This is a genomic window from Archaeoglobus sulfaticallidus PM70-1 (genome assembly GCF_000385565.1).
Taxonomy (GTDB): Archaea; Halobacteriota; Archaeoglobi; order Archaeoglobales; family Archaeoglobaceae; genus Archaeoglobus_A; species Archaeoglobus_A sulfaticallidus.
Genome location: NC_021169.1, coordinates 1,428,196 through 1,445,913 on the forward strand (window position 1 = coordinate 1,428,196; position 17,718 = coordinate 1,445,913).

21 protein-coding genes, 1 tRNA gene and 1 pseudogene are annotated in these 17,718 nt (G+C 44.5%); 18 read left to right on the forward strand and 5 right to left on the reverse strand.

Going from position 1 to position 17,718, the window contains the following annotated elements:
- Positions 1–10: 10 nt before the first annotated feature.
- Positions 11–769, reverse strand: a complete 759-nt coding sequence (locus ASULF_RS07760; RefSeq protein ID WP_015591167.1) for a 4-phosphopantoate--beta-alanine ligase — start codon at positions 767–769, stop codon at positions 11–13.
- A 115-nt stretch (positions 770–884) separates the two neighbouring features.
- Between ASULF_RS07760 and ASULF_RS07765 the strand changes: the two genes are divergently transcribed.
- Positions 885–956, forward strand: a tRNA-Cys gene (locus tag ASULF_RS07765).
- Positions 957–1,113: 157 nt separating this feature from the next.
- On the opposite strand, the gene ASULF_RS12025 is transcribed toward ASULF_RS07765, so the two are convergent.
- Positions 1,114–1,254 carry a hypothetical protein gene (locus ASULF_RS12025; protein WP_169336401.1) on the reverse strand — a complete coding sequence of 47 codons (141 nt, stop codon included), beginning with the start codon at positions 1,252–1,254 and terminating at the stop codon, positions 1,114–1,116.
- A gap of 34 nt (positions 1,255–1,288) precedes the next feature.
- Between ASULF_RS12025 and ASULF_RS07770 the strand changes: the two genes are divergently transcribed.
- Positions 1,289–1,480 carry a hypothetical protein gene (locus tag ASULF_RS07770; protein ID WP_144060520.1) on the forward strand — a complete coding sequence of 64 codons (192 nt, stop codon included), beginning with the start codon at positions 1,289–1,291 and terminating at the stop codon, positions 1,478–1,480.
- A 78-nt stretch (positions 1,481–1,558) separates the two neighbouring features.
- Here the strand turns inward: ASULF_RS07770 and ASULF_RS07775 are convergent.
- Positions 1,559–2,434, reverse strand: a pseudogene (locus ASULF_RS07775) (DDE-type integrase/transposase/recombinase).
- Positions 2,435–2,653: 219 nt separating this feature from the next.
- Between ASULF_RS07775 and ASULF_RS07780 the strand changes: the two are divergent.
- The 5 genes from ASULF_RS07780 to ASULF_RS07800 all read left to right on the forward strand — a co-directional run bounded on the left by ASULF_RS07780 (position 2,654) and on the right by ASULF_RS07800 (position 7,640).
- Positions 2,654–3,511 carry an MBL fold metallo-hydrolase gene (locus ASULF_RS07780; protein ID WP_015591171.1) on the forward strand — a complete coding sequence of 286 codons (858 nt, stop codon included), beginning with the start codon at positions 2,654–2,656 and terminating at the stop codon, positions 3,509–3,511.
- Positions 3,512–3,588: 77 nt separating this feature from the next.
- Positions 3,589–3,963, forward strand: a complete 375-nt coding sequence (locus tag ASULF_RS07785) for a molybdopterin dinucleotide binding domain-containing protein (protein ID WP_015591172.1) — start codon at positions 3,589–3,591, stop codon at positions 3,961–3,963.
- Positions 3,963–5,231 (forward strand): formylmethanofuran dehydrogenase subunit B, encoded by a 1,269-nt coding sequence (locus tag ASULF_RS07790; protein WP_015591173.1) that lies wholly within the window; start codon positions 3,963–3,965, stop codon positions 5,229–5,231. The genes ASULF_RS07785 and ASULF_RS07790 overlap by 1 nt, the downstream gene beginning before the upstream one ends.
- 5 nt (positions 5,232–5,236) lie before the next feature.
- On the forward strand, positions 5,237–6,928 hold the full coding sequence (locus ASULF_RS07795; protein WP_015591174.1) for a formylmethanofuran dehydrogenase subunit A: 1,692 nt from the start codon (positions 5,237–5,239) through the stop codon (positions 6,926–6,928).
- A 4-nt stretch (positions 6,929–6,932) separates the two neighbouring features.
- The gene (locus tag ASULF_RS07800) at positions 6,933–7,640 is read left to right on the forward strand and encodes a formylmethanofuran dehydrogenase subunit C (protein WP_015591175.1); all 708 of its coding nucleotides are present in this window, start codon (positions 6,933–6,935) and stop codon (positions 7,638–7,640) included.
- A gap of 255 nt (positions 7,641–7,895) precedes the next feature.
- Here the strand turns inward: ASULF_RS07800 and ASULF_RS07805 are convergent, their stop codons facing one another.
- Positions 7,896–8,174, reverse strand: coding sequence for a transcriptional regulator (locus ASULF_RS07805; protein WP_015591176.1), 279 nt, complete (start codon positions 8,172–8,174; stop codon positions 7,896–7,898).
- Between the two features lie 58 nt (positions 8,175–8,232).
- On the opposite strand from ASULF_RS07805, the gene ilvC reads away from it, so the two are divergent.
- From ilvC to ASULF_RS07835, 6 genes are all read left to right on the forward strand, one after another.
- Positions 8,233–9,237: a ketol-acid reductoisomerase gene (gene ilvC, locus ASULF_RS07810; protein WP_015591177.1), complete on the forward strand. Its 1,005-nt coding sequence runs from the start codon at positions 8,233–8,235 to the stop codon at positions 9,235–9,237.
- 41 nt (positions 9,238–9,278) lie between these two features.
- Entirely contained in the window at positions 9,279–9,944 is a 666-nt protein-coding gene (nth, locus tag ASULF_RS07815; RefSeq protein WP_015591178.1) for an endonuclease III, read from the forward strand.
- A 107-nt stretch (positions 9,945–10,051) separates the two neighbouring features.
- Positions 10,052–11,251, forward strand: coding sequence for a thiolase C-terminal domain-containing protein (locus tag ASULF_RS07820; protein ID WP_015591179.1), 1,200 nt, complete (start codon positions 10,052–10,054; stop codon positions 11,249–11,251).
- Positions 11,248–11,661 (forward strand): Zn-ribbon domain-containing OB-fold protein, encoded by a 414-nt coding sequence (locus tag ASULF_RS07825; protein WP_015591180.1) that lies wholly within the window; start codon positions 11,248–11,250, stop codon positions 11,659–11,661. The genes ASULF_RS07820 and ASULF_RS07825 overlap by 4 nt, the downstream gene beginning before the upstream one ends.
- A gap of 4 nt (positions 11,662–11,665) precedes the next feature.
- The gene (locus ASULF_RS07830; RefSeq protein ID WP_015591181.1) at positions 11,666–12,817 is read left to right on the forward strand and encodes an acyl-CoA dehydrogenase family protein; all 1,152 of its coding nucleotides are present in this window, start codon (positions 11,666–11,668) and stop codon (positions 12,815–12,817) included.
- 12 nt (positions 12,818–12,829) lie between these two features.
- Complete coding sequence (locus ASULF_RS07835) at positions 12,830–13,690, forward strand: 3-hydroxyacyl-CoA dehydrogenase family protein (RefSeq protein WP_144060521.1); 861 nt, start codon at positions 12,830–12,832, stop codon at positions 13,688–13,690.
- 10 nt (positions 13,691–13,700) lie between these two features.
- On the opposite strand, the gene ASULF_RS07840 is transcribed toward ASULF_RS07835, so the two are convergent.
- Positions 13,701–14,054 carry a hypothetical protein gene (locus ASULF_RS07840; RefSeq protein WP_015591183.1) on the reverse strand — a complete coding sequence of 118 codons (354 nt, stop codon included), beginning with the start codon at positions 14,052–14,054 and terminating at the stop codon, positions 13,701–13,703.
- A gap of 167 nt (positions 14,055–14,221) precedes the next feature.
- Between ASULF_RS07840 and rmuC the strand changes: the two genes are divergently transcribed.
- The 5 genes from rmuC (at position 14,222) to ASULF_RS07860 (ending at position 17,553) form a co-directional block, all read left to right on the forward strand.
- Positions 14,222–15,226 carry a DNA recombination protein RmuC gene (gene rmuC / locus ASULF_RS07845; RefSeq protein WP_015591184.1) on the forward strand — a complete coding sequence of 335 codons (1,005 nt, stop codon included), beginning with the start codon at positions 14,222–14,224 and terminating at the stop codon, positions 15,224–15,226.
- 67 nt (positions 15,227–15,293) lie between these two features.
- Positions 15,294–15,935, forward strand: a complete 642-nt coding sequence (locus tag ASULF_RS07850; RefSeq protein ID WP_144060522.1) for a hypothetical protein — start codon at positions 15,294–15,296, stop codon at positions 15,933–15,935.
- Between the two features lie 463 nt (positions 15,936–16,398).
- Positions 16,399–16,737 (forward strand): winged helix-turn-helix domain-containing protein, encoded by a 339-nt coding sequence (locus ASULF_RS07855; RefSeq protein WP_015591186.1) that lies wholly within the window; start codon positions 16,399–16,401, stop codon positions 16,735–16,737.
- 48 nt (positions 16,738–16,785) lie between these two features.
- Positions 16,786–16,932 carry a hypothetical protein gene (locus ASULF_RS11750; protein ID WP_015591187.1) on the forward strand — a complete coding sequence of 49 codons (147 nt, stop codon included), beginning with the start codon at positions 16,786–16,788 and terminating at the stop codon, positions 16,930–16,932.
- Between the two features lie 300 nt (positions 16,933–17,232).
- The gene (locus tag ASULF_RS07860) at positions 17,233–17,553 is read left to right on the forward strand and encodes a hypothetical protein (RefSeq protein WP_015591188.1); all 321 of its coding nucleotides are present in this window, start codon (positions 17,233–17,235) and stop codon (positions 17,551–17,553) included.
- The last annotated feature ends 165 nt before the right edge of the window (positions 17,554–17,718 follow it).

Sequence of the window (17,718 nt, forward strand, 5' to 3'; positions counted from 1 at the left end):
AAAACACCTCCTAGGACATCACTTCTGTTGCTTTTTCTGTAAGGTAGTCCCTTATTGCAATAATTGATCGGTTCAGGATCTTTTTGTTGTCGTATCTCGCAAGAATCTCTTCAAGCTCTTTCTTCGGGTAATCTTTAAGCTCCTCGGCAATTTTTATCATGTTTGGTATAGCTCTAATAATGTTATCCACTATTGTTATGTCGGCCATTCTTGAAGTTCTTGATAGGGGATTGAGATCTATGGTTATTGTTTTCTTGCCGTTGGTTTTCAGTATTTCGCATCTGTCTCCATCCTCGAGAGGAACCATCACCGTATCGGCAATGAGAATTCCTTTGCTGCTGACCATCCTCCTCGCACTTGTCAAGCCTTTAAGCTCAGCATCCAGATCGGCGAGTATTTTTCCTCCAAAGCTCTCTATGTATTCTTTAATGTTCCTTACTCTTTCCTCACTGAAGTGGAAAATGTTCACTTCAAGAACTGCAGAAAGGACTTCGGACAGCTCGATAATTTCTTTTGGAACCAAAGCTGCAGTGTTTCCGTTTACTGAGATTACTGGATGTCTGGATAGCAGCATCAGAGCCACTGCAGCCCTCTCAGCCTCAAACGCAAAATCATGCGTTTTCTCTCCGAGGATGTAATCGAAAGTCTCCCCCCTTCCATGGGCGGTCATGCCCTCAATTGCAGTTATCCCTCTTCTGACTCCCTCCGCTATGATCTCCCTGTATTTCAGTGAGAGGTATCTGGGGTGATTTTCAGGAACATGAGTCATAAAGGTGATAGAATGTAAGGTTTTAAAACTTCTTCCAACCATCGCTACCGCAATATTTATTAGCAAAAATGTCAAAAAGTGAACAGAGACTCAGAGACTGATTGAGGCTACACATGCCAGGGTGGCAGAGGGGCTATGCGGTGGACTGCAGATCCACTTTACCCCGGTTCGAATCCGGGCCCTGGCTTTAATAACTTAGGTACAAATCCCTTCCTCACCAATATGAGTCTGAAGACTCATTCTACCATTATATCATCCAGTGCTTGGTGAGACCCTTTTTATTTTTAAAAGGCTTTTAGGTAGTGTATAGTCCTGAAATTTTGACTTTATAAACCCTACCTAACTTACTCCTTTTCCACCTCATCAAAAAGCTTTGAGGCAACACATACTCTTGCCTCTGCTGGCAACCTGCTCCAAGGCATCCCCTGGCGTTTGAAGAACCACTTTGTATCTAGGCTCTCATGGAACCTGATGTTGTTGTACAAAAAGCTTTTAAGTGGAAAATATATGAAAAAATATATGGGTGGCAATAACTTGAATATTGAAAAATACGTGGGAGGTAATGACTTAACTATTGAAGACCTCCTCGACGTTGCGATGTGTGGATCCCAAGCATCAAAAGCAATAGCAATTGTCCTTCTGGATGAAATCTTCGAGGGAAAAGTGATCGAATTTCTTAGAAAAATAGTTGAAGGAGAAATCCGTTGTTAATGCTTAAGAACCACACCTGCTGGTCCCCTATTACCAAACCTCCAGATATCCACTGTAGTTTCCTGAAATTATTTTCCGCTACCTCCAGCAGTAACCCAATATCCTTTCAGCAGGAAGCTTTCTCAGAAACGCCTGATAAGGTGTCTCTAAATCCTCCAAATTAGGGCCCATATGAGGTTTTTTGGTTATATCACTCCACAAACTCATCTATGATATCGAAATACCTTATCTTTGCCTTAAGAGTCCCGTAGAACTTCTCAATCTTTCCGTTTGTCTGGGAATGTTTACTCTACCAACTATATGTTTAATTCCGTTCTCTGCAAGAATTTTCCAAACTTAGAGATTCCTTTAGCTTTATTCTCTCCTGGAGAAGCGTAGAATTGAGATCCTCTGTCAGTTAATATTGACTCAGGCTTGCCATAATTTTCTATGGCTTCCTTCAGAAACTTTTATAGCATTTTCAGAGGTTGCATTGTCGAATACACCATAGCCAACAATTAAACGGGAAGCATCATCTAAATAGGCTATTATCCTTGCATTATAATAGAACCAGTCTGTATACCTCAAACTCATGGAATGTTCTCTTTCGTAGCGTATCCTTGTTTCTCTTCTTTTTGGCTTTTTCTTCCTTAGCATAGCCGTTCATCCTTAACACTTCATGTATTTTGTTCTTGCTTATGTTATAGCCTTTTTTCTAAATTGTTTGGAGAACTGCTGCATTGCACCTATATTCTTCGTATGCTTCTTTATAGCTTTTATTTCATTGTTGGATAGTTCTTTCTTTGATCTTCCTGGTTTCTTTAGCTTTAGTATCCCTCCTGTTTCCTTGTATTGTTTGTAGATCTGATTTATTCTCTGTGGTGTGATATTCTCTATTTTTGCTATCAGTTTGGTCGGTGTACCTTTCTTTTTTTCTCGGATTATCCATTTTATCGCTTTTTCATCGAGTTTCACACAGGGGTTTGTTGAAGTGAAGAAATAATTTCGGGAAAAACACAACTTCAAGATATCCACAAAGAGACAGTGATCGGTTCAAATTCTTTCAAAAATAGATCCAACTCAGAATCTCATATGGGGAACTGTAATCGATAATCGCATCCACAATACTGCTGACTTACTGGAGCGGAAAATATAACCCAAACTTTTTATCCCCCAAAACCATACTTCAAACAAATGAAAATCAAGCCAATTGCTTTCGACTCGTTTGGTGCGAGGAGCATGTGCACGATGATTGAAACAAAGGATCTCACTATCACGATAGATCCCAGCGTTGCTCTCGGGCCGAAGAGATATGGCCTGCCCCCTCACCCCATAGAAATCCAAAGAATGGCAGAACTGTGGGATAAGATAAAGGAGGCAGTCCGGATGAGCGATCTGATAATAATAACCCACTACCACTACGATCACCACAATCCCAATGAACCGGAGATTTTCGATGGAAAGAGGGTACTGCTGAAGCATCCTGAGGAGATGATAAACAGGAGTCAGAGAAACAGGGCAAGATACTTCCTATCCGAGCTCAGGAAATTCAATGTCGATTACGAATTTGCAGATGGAAAAAGCTTTGAGTTCGGAGATGTCGAAATAAAGATATCTAACCCTGTTTTTCATGGAGTGGATGAAAAGCTGGGGTATGTCATTCAGGTTCTCATTTCTGAGAGTGAGAACTTCGTTTTCTCCTCGGATGTTGAGGGCCCCATTCACAGAGATCAGGCAAAATTCTTGATCGAAAACGATCCGGATGTTTGCATAATAGATGGCCCGATGACCTACATGCTCGGGTACAGGTTCTCGAACAGAAGCTTTGAGAGTTCAATCTCCAATCTTAAGGAGATTGTTGAAAAAACTGGTGTTAAGCATCTGGTAATTGACCACCACCTCACAAGAGACATAAATTACAGAAGCAGGATGTCTGAGGTGTACGCCTTTGCCGAATCTGCTGGTGCGAAGGCAGAGACTGCGAGAGAGTTCACAGGCTTTGAAAATGATTTACTCGAGGCGAGAAGGAAGGAATTGTACAGGGAGCATTAGCCGATTTTTTAAATCGACTAAAAAACAAATCGTTATATAGTCCCTTTTAGAATTTTTTTCTCGGTTAGGTGGTAACTATGACCGTAGAAGTTGAGTTAATTTCTGGAAGAACTCTCGATCAGGGGGCTACAGTTGAGGAGAAGTTAACTGATGAATACTTCAAGGCTGTAAGCTACTGTGAGTTAAGCGAAGAAGATTTCAAAGCTCTTGGATTGTCTGAAGGAGACAGAGTTAAGGTCAAAACAGAGTTTGGAGAGGTAGTGGTATTCGCCGTATTAAACAAAGACCTCGACAGGGGGATGGCATTCATTCCGATGGGGCCATATGCGAACATGGTGATAGATCCCAACACGGATGGCACGGGAATGCCGCAGTTCAAAGGCGTTAAAGCAACAGTCGAGAAAACCGATGAGAAGGTTTTGAATGTTAAAGAGTTAGTTGAGGTGATTTAATGGCTGAAGAACTTGTTAATGTTATATGCACATTCTGCGGTAGCGTGTGTGATGATGTGCTGTTCGATGTTGAGAATTACAAGGGCAAGAAGTTCTGCAAACTCGGGAGCGGTAAGTTCTCTCCCAAGGAGAGAATAAAATCTCCGATGATCGATGGCAAGGAAGTCAGCTATGAAGAAGCCATTGAGAAAGCAGCGGAGATACTCGTGAATGCAAAAAGGCCGTTGCTCTATGGGTGGGCTTCAACGGTCAATGAGGCCATTCGCCTTGGAGTCATTCTCACTGAAAAGGTTGGCGGAATATACGACCAGTGTGCAAGTGTATGCCACGCTCCGGGAACTCTGGCATTGATAGAAGAAGGAGTTCCGGGAGGAAGCCTTGGAGAGATCAAGAACAGGGCTGATATGGTTGTTTTCTGGGGGAGCAACCCCTTAGAGGCTCACCCGAGACATCCCATGAGGTATTCTGTAAGGGCCAAGGGCTTGCTGATCAAGGACAGGAAGGACAGGAAGGTTGTTGTTGTGGATGTCAGGAAAACGAAGTCTGCCAACATGGCCGATCTCTTCATAAAGATAAAGCCCGGATACGATTACCCAATCATCTCAGCCCTCAGAGCCATAATCAAGGGTGAAGAGTCAGCAGTTCCGAGCGAGGTTGGTGGTGTGAAGAAGGAACTGCTCAAAGAACTCGCGGATATGATGGTAAACGCGAAGTACGGTGCTGTTCTGTATGGACTTGGTGTGACCCAGTCAAGAGGAAGAGACAGAAACATTGAGAATGCTATAAAACTCATCCAGCTGCTCAACAGGAAGACGAGATGGATAATCTGGCCGATGAGAGGACACTACAATGTTGTTGGTGCTGGAGAGGTTCCGGCGTGGGAGGCTGGATACACCTATGCTATAGATTTCAGCAGAGGATATCCGAGATTCTCTCCCGGAGAGTTCTCGGCAAATGAAGTTCTGCAGAGAAAGGATTGTGATGCAGCACTCATAATAGCCTCAGATCCTGTAGCCCACTTCCCGAGAGCATCGGTTGCACATTTGAAGAAAATACCGGTAATCCAGATAGATCCCTTCCCGAACATGACTACCCTCGTGAGCAATGTCGTGATTCCATCTGCAGTGGCGGGTATCGAGGCTGAAGGAACAGCGTACAGGATGGACGGAATCCCGTTCAGGGTGAAGAAGGTCGTTGAGACGGAGTACTGGAGCGACGAGCAGATCCTTGAGAAGATGCTTGAGAAAGTTGATCAGCTTATGGGGTGATGTGAATGAGCGATATCATGCTCCACATCAAGAATGGTATTGTTATCGATCCAAAGAATGGTGTTAACGCTGAGAAGATGGACATTTTCGTTAAAAACGGAAAGATCGTCGAGGAGTCAGAGGTTAGCGGAGAGGTTAAGACAATAGATGCATCCAACAAGCTCGTGGTTGCTGGCGGTTTCGACATGCACGCTCACATCGCTGGCAGCAAGATCAATGTCGGCAGAGAGATGAGACCGGAGGAGATGAGAACTGTAAGGCTCATTGCAGGCAAATTCAGGGCTTCTATAGGCAGGGTTCTGCTGACCTCTCCTGCCATAGGTTATGAGTATGCAAAGATGGGATACACGACTGCCTTTGAGGCTGCACAGCCACCAGTTGGAGCCCTTCATACCCACGAGGAGCTTGATGCCATCCCGATGATAGATAAGGCTGCTTTGCCTGTGTTCGGGAACTGGCATTTCGTGCTGAAGTATGTTGCCGAGAAGGATTTCGAGAAGCTAAGAGCTTTCATCGCATGGGCTCTCGAGAGAACAAAGGGATTTGGCGTCAAGGTTGTCAATCCTGGTGGTGTTGAGGCCTGGATGTATGGTGGGAACTGCAAGAGTCTGGATGATGAGGTTCCGGGCTTTGGCGTAACTCCGAGAGAGATAATCACGGCTTTGATTCAGGAAACGGAGAACCTCAATCTGTGCCACTCAGTTCACCTCCACTGCAACAACCTTGGTACACCGGGCAACTATGAAACTACAATAGAGAGCATGAAGCTTGCATCAAAGTTCAGCAATGAAAAGAGGCAAGTTCTGCATGTGACCCATGTGCAGTTTAACTCCTATGCCGGGAGTTCATGGAGGGATGTTGCAAGCGGTGCAGCTGAGGTGGCCAAGTATGTTAACAGCGTTGATAACATCACGATAGACATGGGTCAGCCGATTTTTGGTCATGCCACAGCCATGACCGGTGATGCACCCTTCCAGTTCACGCTGCACAAGCTTACTGGAGCGAGGTGGAGCAACAAAGACAGCGAGATTGAAGGAGGAGCTGGCATAGTGCCAATAGCCTATCTGCCAAAGAACCCGGTTCATGCGTTGCAGTGGGCGATAGGGCTTGAACTCGGTCTGCTTGTTGATTCCGATAAGGTCGTGCTCTCAACAGACTATCCGAACGGTGGACCTTTCACAGAGTATCCATATGTGATGGCGATGCTGATGAGCAAGAAGATGAGGGAGAAAGAGCTTGAGAGAGTTAGCCCATATGTGCAGAAGGCAACCAACCTGCCATCCATAGATGTCGAGAAGACATTGTATGAAGTGATACACATGACGAGGAGCCTGCCTGCCAGAGTAATGGGTATGGACAGCAAAGGACATCTTGGAGTTGGAGCGGATGCGGATATAGCGATCTACGACCTCAACCCGCTTGAGGTAGATCCATCCAACGATTTCGAGACAGTTTACAAGGCCTTCAAGACTGCCGTATATACGATAAAGGGCGGAGAGATCATAGCGAAGGAAGGAGAGCTCGTGAAGGAAGTGTGGGGCAGAACATTCTGGGTAGATGCAAGAAACAAGGCAGCTATGGATGCGATAGAATCGGATCTGGACGACATGTTCGAGAAGTACTACAGCCTGCAGAGAGTCAACTACGGTGTTGAGGAGGCATGGATCAAGAAACCTGAAAGACTCGTTATGGGGTGATATCATGCTTATATTAAAGCCAAAATTCGATTTCGAGGTTAGTGTGGAGATGGAGATAACACCATCAGTAGCAAAGGCTGATGAACAGGAGATCAAGGATTTTGAGGTTTATTACGGGAAAAAGAAGGTTAAGCTCTCAGAACTCTTTGAGATAAAGAAGGAAGGGGATGAGGCAAAGCTCGTCCTCGAAGGAGACTTCAGCAAGGTCAAGTGGGTTGGAACAAGGATGGATGAGGGAGAAATTGTTGTGAAAGGCAATATAGGTGACCACTGTGGAGCCTACATGACCGGTGGGAAGATAGTTGTGGAGGGCAATGCTCTCGACTGGCTCGGAGCGGAGATGAAGGGCGGAGAGATCATCGTTAAGGGCAACGCGAGGAACTATGTCGGATGTGCGTACTATGGAGACATGACCGGAATGAGCGGTGGCAAAATAACGGTTGATGGGAATGTAGGAAACTACATAGGAGAGAAGATGGGTGGAGGAGAGATAGAGATCAAGGGAAGTGCAGGAGATTTCATTGGAACTGAGATGAAGGATGGAGTTATAGTGATCCATGGAGACTGCGGATTCGTTGGAGGAGACATGAAGGGAGGGACAATAAAGATCAAGGGCAACTTCGAGCTCGTTCCAGGATTCAAGGAAGTAGAAGACGGATTTGAAGGAGATGTCAACGCTGGAGGTAAGGGCAAGGTAGTTAAAATTGCCTAATTTTTTTATTTTATTGCTTTTGTTTTTGGGTTTTGGTTTTACAGTTTGCTAACTGAGGAGATACATAAACAGAAAAGATGAGTTTCGAGAAGAATTGAATACCTAAGTACACTTTATTATTATGGCACACAAAACCCTGACGATATCTGAAGATGCCTTGTAAAGGGAAGAGCTGTTGAACTGTAGGTGGGGCTGATGCTTTGCTTGAAAGTGACTTTATCAGCAGAAATTGAACTACCGGCAGGAGATTAGAACTCATTCCACCATAAAAACAGCCTCACTTATCCATTCACTCTTACACTTCGGACATTTACTTGCTCCAATATTCTTCAGCACGAAACCGCACTTCCTGCACTCTGGGTATGCCACTAGCAATCTGAATCCCTTCTTCTTCAGAACCCTGCCAGCCTTTTCGAATGCATTAAGGACATCTTTCCTCATTTTTGGATCCAGTTTAAGCTCCCTGATCACATCGCTTGCTGTAAGGCTCCTTCTGTCGATAAGGAGATCTATCAGCTTCTCAACCAGAGTCATATTCTGAATTAAAAGAAATCTATATAAGTGGTTTGTTATAACTTAGCTCGGTGATTGCATGGCGAAGATATACTATGATGGAGATGCGAACCTTGATGTTTTAAAGGGGAAGAGGATTGCAATTATTGGCTACGGCAGCCAGGGACATGCACATGCACAGAATCTGAGAGATTCCGGGCTTGATGTTGTTGTTGCGGATAAGAAGGGGACAAGAAACTGGGATAAGGCTGTGGAGGATGGATTTGAGGTTAAGGAAGTTGCTGAGGCTGTTAAGGAATCGGAAGTGATAATGGTTCTGGTTCCGGACAACATTCAGCCAGCGGTCTTCTATGAGAGCATAAACGACAATCTGAAGGAAGGAGACATGCTGATGTTCGCTCACGGTTTCAATATCCATTACAACCAGATTATACCTCCTAAGTTCGTCGATGTTACGATGGTTGCCCCAAAGGGCCCGGGTCATATCGTCAGGAGGATGTTTACCGAGGGCATAGGAGTTCCCGCACTCGTTGCGGTGTATCAAGACTACAGCGGAAAGGCTCTTGATAAAGCCTTGGCTTATGCGAAGGGTATAGGGGCAACGAAGGCTGGAGTTATTGAAACAACATTCAAAGAGGAGACTGAAACCGATCTGTTCGGAGAGCAGGTTGATCTATGTGGTGGAGTGGCTGAGATGATAAAAGCCTCCTTCGATGTGCTTGTGGAGGCAGGTTATCAGCCAGAGATAGCATACTTTGAGGTTCTGCACGAATTGAAGCTGATAGTCGATTTGATTTATGAAGGCGGAATCTACGCGATGTGGTATTCTGTCAGTGATACTGCAAAGTATGGTGGAATGACGAGGGGTAAGAGGATCATAACCGAGCAGACAAGAGAAGAGATGAGGAAGATCCTCAAGGAGATTCAAACCGGAGAGTTCGCGAGAGAGTGGATACTCGAGAACCAGGCCAACAGGCCGGTTTTCAACAAGCTGCTTGAGATGGAGAAGAACCACCCGATTGAAAAGGTTGGCAAAGAGCTGAGGAAGATGATGCCCTGGATCAAGGGCATAGATGTTGAATAGCCTGTAGGCTTAACCTATTTTCTTTTTTACTTAATTTAAGCATGAGTGCTCAAGAAATCAGCAAAAGGATTGACTGGGATCGCTTGCTGGAGGCAATGGAATCTGAGGGATTCAAAAGAAAAGCTCCCGTTCTAACCCTGAAGAGATTTTTGAACACACCTTTTCAGCACCTAGTCTTCACGATTCTGAGTGCGAGAACGAGGGATGAGCAGACCGCAAAAGCGGTGGAAAATCTATTCAAGGTCGTCAGCACACCGAAAGACCTGGCAAAACTCGAAATTTCAGAAATCGAGAGGCTGATAAAAAGCACGGGATTTTACAGGAACAAAGCAAAAAATCTGAAGGCAATGGCGGAGGTTCTGGTTAGAGAATACAACTCAAAAGTCCCGGACGACTTCGACGAACTGCTCAAACTGCCCGGAGTGGGAAGGAAAACAGCCAATGTTGTTTTAGCCTCCGCATTCAACAGGAACACGATAGGTGTTGATACTCATGTACACAGAATATCAAACAGGCTCGGACTGGTTAACACGAGCAAGCCAGAAGATACAGAGATCGAACTCAAAAAGATCGTGCCAGAAAGATACTGGAGAAGGGTTAACAAAGCCTTCGTTGCATTTGGGCAGACCGTTTGCAAGCCAGTAAAACCATTATGTGAAGAGTGTCCTATCAACGATATTTGCCCTAAAATTGGAGTGAAGCTGTAGTCTGCTGATCAGCATTCCTCCACAAAATACAGGAAAAAATCGAAAAGATTATCAATTGTCTCCTTTTAAAATTATTAAATGGAATAGAGGGTAGGGGAGGTCGATTTATGGAGAAAAGAGATGTTGCTGTCCTCGGAGTTGGCATGACAAAGTTTGGATACCATCCAGACAAAACGCTTGTAGATTTATTTGCTGAAGCTTTTTATGAGGCTTTTGATGAGTCTAATATCGAGCTGAAAGATATAGAGGCACTATATTATGGAAACTTCGTCGGTGAGATGACTGATGGCTCGGCAAACCTTTCCGGATTCATAGCAGATGAGATAGGCCTTAGAGGAATTCCGGCGAGGAGATATGAGGCTGCATGTGCGAGCTCATCTGTGGCTTTCAGAGAAGCGTATCTTGCAGTTGCTCATGGTGTGTATGATTGTGTTGTTGTTGGAGGATCTGAAAGGCTATACAACGCCGGAACGGCTATAGGAACCAGAGCTTTAGCCACTGCAGTAGATGGACTCCACGAGATGACTGCTGGACTGACATTTCCGGGGGTTTTTGCCTTAGCAGCTAGACTTTATTCAAAGAAGTACGAGATACCGATGGAGGAACTTCATGAGAAGATGGCTCTTGTATCGATCAAGAACCACAAGTATGGAGCGATAAATCCGAAAGCACAGTTCTACAACAAGTTTGGGGATCTTAAGGTTGAGGATGTGATCAACTCGAAGGTTATCTGCTCTCCGCTAACGCTGTTCGACTGCTGTCCGATGACCGATGGTGGTAGTGCTGTGATCATAGCATCTGCAGATTTTGCTGAAGATGTCATCGATAATCCAGTTTATATTCTTGGAACCGGGCAGTCGGGTGCAGGAGGACTTTTTAGGCAGAAAGAGGACATGGTCAGAGCTATACCCAGAAAGATCGCCTCAGAGATGGCGTACAAGGAGGCGGGAATAACTCCAAAGGATGTGGACTTCGTTGAGATTCATGATTGCTTCACCATCGCAGAGATCATAGCTACCGAAGCCATGGGATTCTTCGAATACGGCAAGGGTGCTGACGCTGTTGCGGAGGGAGTAACATCCATAGATGGAGATCTGCCGGTGAATCCGGATGGAGGGCTGATAGGGAAGGGACATCCGGTGGGTGCTACAGGTACATCCCAGATTTACTCCGTAGTCAAGCAGTTGAGGGGCGAATTCAAGTACAACCCCGTCAAGGATGCCGAGATCGGTATGACGGATACGCTTGGCGGGGATTTCGGAACGCTTGTTAATATAATTCTTGGAATCCACAGGAGGAGGGGATGATCGTGATAACCTTTAAAGAATACTTCGATGCCCTGCTTGAAGGCAAGCTTCTAGGCCTGAAATGCAAGGACTGTGGTGCATACACCTGCCCGCCAAAGGCTGTTTGCGATAGCTGTGGTAGCAGAAATCTTGAGAAGGTTCAGCTTTCTGGTAAAGGAGTAATCAGAACATTCACAACCACCTACATCGCTCCAGCAGGATATGATAAGGAGGTCCCGTACACTGTTGCGATGGTCGAGCTTGAGGAGGGTCCATGGATTGTGGGCAGGCTGGATTTCGATAAGGCTGATGAGGTTGGACAGGGTCTTATCGGCGAGGAAGTTGAGGTATTTGGAAAGGAGATGCCAACGGAGATGTTCTATCCTGATAAGAAGAGGAGAGTTGTGCCTTACTTCAGGCTTTTGAGGTGATACGATGAATTTTGACTTTAATGAAGATCAGAAGATGCTGCAGGATGCAGTTAGGGAGTTCGCCGAGAAGGAGATAATGCCTTATGGTAGGGAATACGATGAGAAAGCAGAGTATCCGATGGATATATACAAAAAAGCGGCAAAGCTCGGGTTTATTGGAGCAAGCATACCTGAAGAATACAACGGTGCCGGAATGGGGTGTGTTGATGAGGCGATTATAAGCATGGAGTTCTGCAGGGCGGATTCATCGATAGGCTCGGCAATAGACCTCGCAACGCTTGGAGTTCCAATGCTGAGATACTTCGGAAGCGAGGAGCAGAAGGAGAACTTCATGGCGAAAGTTCCTAAGGGTGAGGGGCCATCTGCCATAGCAATCACCGAGCCAGATTGCGGTACGGATGTTGCTGCGATGAGGACAAGGGCGCAGCTTGACGGGGATGAGTGGGTTCTTAACGGTACAAAGCAGTTCATAACCAACGGTAAGGTTGGTATATACACAGTTGTGCTGGCAAAGACCGATGTCAACGCCAGCCCACCGCACAAGGGCATTTCAGCGTTTCTTGTTGAGACGGACAGAGAGGGCTACAAGGCAAACCCGATACACAAGATGGGAATGAACTGCCACGATACAAGTGAGGTGGTTCTCAACAATGTCAGAATTCCGAAAGAGAACCTGATCGGAGTGGAGAACAGAGGATTCTACCAGCTAATGCGATTCTTCAACGAGAGCAGGATTAAGATCGGAGCATTGCATCTTGGAATTGCCATAGGTGCCTACGAGAGAGCCTTGCAGTACGCCAAGGAAAGAAAAGCCTTTGGCAAGCCCCTCATAGAGCATCAGGCGATCCAGTTCAAGTTAGCAGATATGTTCACGGCAATAGAGTCAGCTAAGCTGTTAATTTTCAAGGCTGCATATCTGGTTGACAAGGGTGAGCCAAATCCTGCATTAAGCAGTGCTGCAAAGCTGTACGCGAGTGAGACTGCGATAAAGGTTACCTATGAGGCTGTTCAGGTGTTTGGTGGGTATGGGTTCAGCAAGGAGTACGATGTTGAGAGGTACTACAGGGATGCGAGAGTGGGTACGATTTATGAGGGGACAAGCGAAGCTCAGAGGATAGTTATTGGTAGAACGCTTGCTGGAAGGATTAAATCTTAATTTTGAGGTGATATTGTGAAGGTGGATGATGTAAAGGTCGTTGGAGTTCTTGGAGCAGGAACGATGGGTAATGGTATTGTTCAGGTCTGTGCGATGGCTGGTTATGAAGTAATAATGAGGGATATCGAGCAGAGTTTTCTCGATAGAGGAATGAATGCTATAAAGAAAAGCCTCTCAAAGTTCGTATCCAAGGGCAAAATGACTGAGGATGAAATGAACGCTGTGCTTGACAGGATAAAGCCGACTCTCGACATGAAGGATTTGGAGTCTGCAGATCTTGTCATCGAAGCTGTTGTGGAGAAGATGGATGTTAAGAAGGCTGTTTTCAAAGAGCTGAATGAGATTGTTAAAAATCAGGATGCGATATTTGCATCCAACACATCAACACTCAGCATAACTGAGATGTCTGCTGTCACGAGGAAGCCTGAGAACTTTGTCGGAATTCACTTCATGAATCCTGTGCCGCTGATGAAGGGTGTTGAAATTGTGAGAGGGTTGCTGACAAGCGATGAGACTCTGAACTTCGCTGTTGAGTTCGTTAAGAAAATTGGTAAAGAGCCTGTGGTGTGCAAGGACTCTGCTGGATTTATAAGCAACAGAATCCTCATGCCATGGATAAATGAAGGAATCTATGTGCTGTACGAGGGAATAGCGACCAAGGAGGAGATAGACAAGGGGATGAGGCTATTCACTAATGTCCCGATGGGCCCGCTGGAGCTTGCAGACCTGATAGGGCTTGATATCTGCCTTGCAGCAATAGAAACCCTTCACAGGGAGCTTGGTGATAAGTACAGGCCATGTCCACTGCTGAAGCAGATGGTCAGTGCCGGATTGCTCGGAAGGAAGACTGGAAGAGGATTCTACGAGTACTGACTTTTTTATTTTATTCTTGTTTGCAGTCAATTGCACGCTCGAGAATCCATTTCAGCTTCTCGGCATCAAGGTTCCTGCTTATCCTGACGAACTTACCCTCCACTGCTATAAAACCTCTTTCGAATCTGTAGGCGTTTCTGAAGGGATACAGCCTTGTTTTCTTTGCTCCCATTTTTGTTAACAACTTCTCATCGACCACCAATTTTTTATCAAATCTGAGCGTGAAGGACAAGTCATCTCCAACTGAGATAACCTCTTCACAGACCTTTTTAAGCTCACTTTGTAGGATCCAGGGCTTCCAATCCCTTTCGTTTGCTATTCTGTGGAGTTTGAGGATTTTCTGGATGTATTTTTCTTCGATCATGCTGGATTCTGGTTCTAAGCTGTGGAGATAACTGTTTCGATATGTGGTGGGTTTTTCGATGCCAGAGAGATAAAAACCTGTTTTTCACCAAAAATTAATAAAAAATAAATTAAAGAAGCGGTTGAATAGTTACAACGGATTGCAAGAGAATGACTGGAGGAAAAATTATGGAAGAACTGGTTGTGATAGCAGTCCTGTTTATTATCGTAATTCTACTTTACACAATCTACAGAAACCTTAAACTCGAGAGATCGATGAACAACCGATTTGAAGAACTCATCAACAGCATCCCGCAAATAGTGGAGAGCAATCTCACAAAGACTCTGACACAGTCGTCGAGCATTCTCGAAAACGTGTTCTCATCAGCCATGATCAGAAATGCAGAGGTAATAAAGGGTGCATTTGCGACCTCGCTGAAAGAACTCGGAATTCAGGAGGACATAGCGAGAATCAGAGAAGCTTCATCAGACCTCAAATCAGTAACGACCGACCTAAAAAATATATTCGATGTTAAGCTGAGAAGGGCTAAATTCGGAGAGTTTCAGCTTGAAATGATTCTGAAAGAGCTGTTTCCATCTCATCGGTTGAGATTTCAGTATAGCATCCCTGATGCGGGAACTCCTGATGCCTGCATAATGGTGGAAAAGGGGAAGTGGCTCTGCATAGACTCAAAGTTTCCTCTCGAAAATTTCAGGAGATATCTTGAAGCTGAGAATGCTGAGAAGGATAGATACTGGAAGGAGTTTATAAAAGATGTGAGCAGGCATATAGTCAGCATTAGGGAAAAGTATGTAGGGAAAGATGCAACCGAGAGCTTCGCATTCATGTTTGTTCCGTCTGATGCGATCTACTACCATCTCGCAACCGATGCACAGGGTGTTCTAGTTGAAGCCTCCAAAAATGGAGTTATTCTCACCTCTCCATCAACGATGCCTGCCTATTTGAGCCTCATATCTGCAAAAATAAGGGCGGAGGAGATAAGCGAGAGGGCAGAAAAAATTCAGGAAAAGATAGATGGATTGAGCCTGAAACTCAGAGACCTTGAGAGAAATCTTGATACCACAACGAAGCACATAAACAACGCTTACAGATCGATGCAAAAGCTCAACAACTCCTATCAGGATCTCAGGAATTATTTCGAGAGGATATCCGACATCGATGGGCCAGAGTAAACTCCATGGTCTTCACCCTTTATAGAGTAAGGATTTATAGTATGTTATCCATGTTTAACCAAGTGATATGATGTGGACATTTTCTGCAAAGAAACTGAACCAGCTTCACATTGAAGCTGAAGACTTGTGGAGAGTTCCGGCTAAGGATGGCTGGCAAAAGTCTCCTGTAAGTCCGATGGATATTTTAAAGCTCTTTAAGGGCATATGGATTAAAGAAGGATACACTCTGAGAGCTTACATTTTCAGACAAGGTTTGAACGGGAATGGTGTTGTGTGGGCGTTACCGGAATCGGAGTTTCCGGATGTTGATGAGTGTGAATGGCTCGACACTCTCAAAACTCCAAAGCCTAAAAACACCCTTCCAGTTATGGAGGTTCTAGAAGGCGATTGCTCTCCTGAATCCTATATTTCTTCATCTCTGTTTGTCAGAGAGATGCGCGAGTTTGGAGCATTATGGCATGGGCTTTCATGGGGATTGCATGAGATAGTCGATGAGAACAGCATTGATGTCGATGACTACGAATGGCTTGTGGATGTTGAGGATCTGAAACCGAAAGTGATTTTTGGTGAAACTGTAAAGGTGGAGTTCTTCACCCTCGTTGGAGTTGTAAGATGGAGGATATTCAGGCACTTGGATCTATATTCAGGCTACAGGTTCAAAACAGAAACTGAGATTGTTGCTGTAGGAGGAGAGGGATTTATTCCTTGAGGAGTTATCATCGGATACAAAGGGGTGTTGCAGGGCATATGCATTTTATTTCCGGATCATGGGGGAGTTTTTGAAGTTTGGGGATACCATGAAAGAGGATAAGATAATTCCAAATCTCAGGATCAAGAAATAAGTACCTGGAACATATCATTCTACATTGACCAAGGTTCAAGAGGTATGGCGCTAGAGGTTGAGGCTGTGGGTCGCCAGTCATGCTACTCCGCTGCCTGAGTTTTCGCAAGCTCCTTCTCTTTCAGGTGCCCGGCAATGTAGAAAAAAAGTCTGTCGGGTTTCTGTAGAGTCTTTTTCAGTTAGTTCTTTAATCTCATCGAACATTTTCGGTGGGACTCTTACCAAAACAGGCTTAAAGATTTTCGATTAAGTAACTTTAGATTAGTAATATGATACATAATTAGATAACTAATGGATATTTTATCTAAGTCTAGCTCATAATTCTAAGCAAATGCCGAGGAAAAAAGAGGGTTTGTTTGATTATCTGGATGAAGCAAATGTTTGGATTTTGAAGAATTTAAAAAACAAAAAACTAATTTATACTGAATTAATGAAGAACTCCCTAGTCTCTTCTGGAGCCTTTAGTACGAGAATTAACCAGTTAATCAATTTACGCTTGGTAAAAGTGGAATATGATCAGGAGAAGAGGCGTCCCTTTTATTCCTTAACAGACACTGGTAAACGCATTTTAGAACTGCTTGAGGAAATCGAAAGAGTTCATAGGAAGGTGGGATTGGGGGAATATAGGGAGTTGAAGGAGATGGAAAAGGATTTGAAGGATATCATGTGAGTGAAAGGGATTTAGGTTGTATGTCGTCCTTATTCCTTCCCTGCCCGGATGCGTATCTCAGGGAGAGACAAGAGAAGATGCTTAGAGAATATCAAGGAAGCTATTGAAGTTTACCTCGATATTGACAATGCTGAAATAGAAGCCGAAATCAGGGGCAAGAAAGCTGAGGTCGTCGAATTACTCAATTACATTTAATTAACCCTCTTTTTACTGGTTTTATTACTGGTGCTTGGCATTGAAGTTGCCTGTAGTGTCGGGAGAAGATACGATCAAAGCCCTGCACAGAGTTGACTTCAGACTCGTGAGGCACGTATTTTCTCAAGGCCTCTACAAGCATAACGGAATAAATATTCAGCCCCTTTTGCATCCTTCCCCAGCTTTTTTGTCTATTTCAAGAAATTTGTGATAGAGATGGTATATAAAGTTTGAAAAAATGGGGGGTGTGAATTACCAGCGGGTCGAAATTAATAATTACTTATTCTGACAATTAATGACATGCCTAAATCTAGACGCAGCCTCCTCAAACAAACGGAGCATGATGAGGCCGTAAAGAAGTTAGCTTCTAGATACAGAAGGCAGCATCCAAGCGCCACAGTTTATGCAGATGCGTCGGGATTTCTTAAACCCAGGATGATTGGAAGTCATAGGCCAGACATAATTGTTGTCTTCCGAAATGGTAGAGGGAGAATTATTGAAATCGAGACAGAAGATACGATCAACACTGAGCATGCAAGAGCTCAGGCTAGAAGTTTTAGAGGATACGCAAACCTCAAAGGGTTCAGGTTTGATGTTTTTTTGGCTGAAAACATTGTTTAATTTATTTTTTATTGGATGCCCATCCACTTGGCAATCCTCTCCTTTATTTCTCTCCTCTCCACTTCTTCTAATTGAAATCATTCCTCAAACTTCTTTGCATCTCACGACCTTATTTGAAACTCAAATTCTTCGTCTTCTCCCTTAACTCTTCAACAGAATTCTCCA

Bases quoted from the DNA above. Each gene is read 5' to 3' on its own strand.
- ASULF_RS07825 (WP_015591180.1), top strand. From the start codon at position 11,248: ATGATCGTGATAACCTTTAAAGAATACTTCGATGCCCTGCTTGAAGGC.
- ASULF_RS07790 (WP_015591173.1), top strand. From the start codon at position 3,963: ATGGCTGAAGAACTTGTTAATGTTATATGCACATTCTGCGGTAGCGTG.
- ASULF_RS07860 (WP_015591188.1), top strand. From the start codon at position 17,233: ATGCCTAAATCTAGACGCAGCCTCCTCAAACAAACGGAGCATGATGAG.
- ASULF_RS07820 (WP_015591179.1), top strand. From the start codon at position 10,052: ATGGAGAAAAGAGATGTTGCTGTCCTCGGAGTTGGCATGACAAAGTTT.
- ASULF_RS07760 (WP_015591167.1), bottom strand. From the start codon at position 769: ATGACTCATGTTCCTGAAAATCACCCCAGATACCTCTCACTGAAATAC.
- ilvC (WP_015591177.1), top strand. From the start codon at position 8,233: ATGGCGAAGATATACTATGATGGAGATGCGAACCTTGATGTTTTAAAG.
- rmuC (WP_015591184.1), top strand. From the start codon at position 14,222: ATGGAAGAACTGGTTGTGATAGCAGTCCTGTTTATTATCGTAATTCTA.
- ASULF_RS07850 (WP_144060522.1), top strand. From the start codon at position 15,294: ATGATGTGGACATTTTCTGCAAAGAAACTGAACCAGCTTCACATTGAA.
- ASULF_RS07830 (WP_015591181.1), top strand. From the start codon at position 11,666: ATGAATTTTGACTTTAATGAAGATCAGAAGATGCTGCAGGATGCAGTT.
- ASULF_RS07780 (WP_015591171.1), top strand. From the start codon at position 2,654: ATGAAAATCAAGCCAATTGCTTTCGACTCGTTTGGTGCGAGGAGCATG.
- ASULF_RS07770 (WP_144060520.1), top strand. From the start codon at position 1,289: ATGGGTGGCAATAACTTGAATATTGAAAAATACGTGGGAGGTAATGAC.
- nth (WP_015591178.1), top strand. From the start codon at position 9,279: ATGAGTGCTCAAGAAATCAGCAAAAGGATTGACTGGGATCGCTTGCTG.
- ASULF_RS07855 (WP_015591186.1), top strand. From the start codon at position 16,399: ATGCCGAGGAAAAAAGAGGGTTTGTTTGATTATCTGGATGAAGCAAAT.
- ASULF_RS11750 (WP_015591187.1), top strand. From the start codon at position 16,786: ATGCGTATCTCAGGGAGAGACAAGAGAAGATGCTTAGAGAATATCAAG.
- ASULF_RS07795 (WP_015591174.1), top strand. From the start codon at position 5,237: ATGAGCGATATCATGCTCCACATCAAGAATGGTATTGTTATCGATCCA.
- ASULF_RS07840 (WP_015591183.1), bottom strand. From the start codon at position 14,054: ATGATCGAAGAAAAATACATCCAGAAAATCCTCAAACTCCACAGAATA.
- ASULF_RS07785 (WP_015591172.1), top strand. From the start codon at position 3,589: ATGACCGTAGAAGTTGAGTTAATTTCTGGAAGAACTCTCGATCAGGGG.
- ASULF_RS07800 (WP_015591175.1), top strand. From the start codon at position 6,933: ATGCTTATATTAAAGCCAAAATTCGATTTCGAGGTTAGTGTGGAGATG.
- ASULF_RS07805 (WP_015591176.1), bottom strand. From the start codon at position 8,174: ATGACTCTGGTTGAGAAGCTGATAGATCTCCTTATCGACAGAAGGAGC.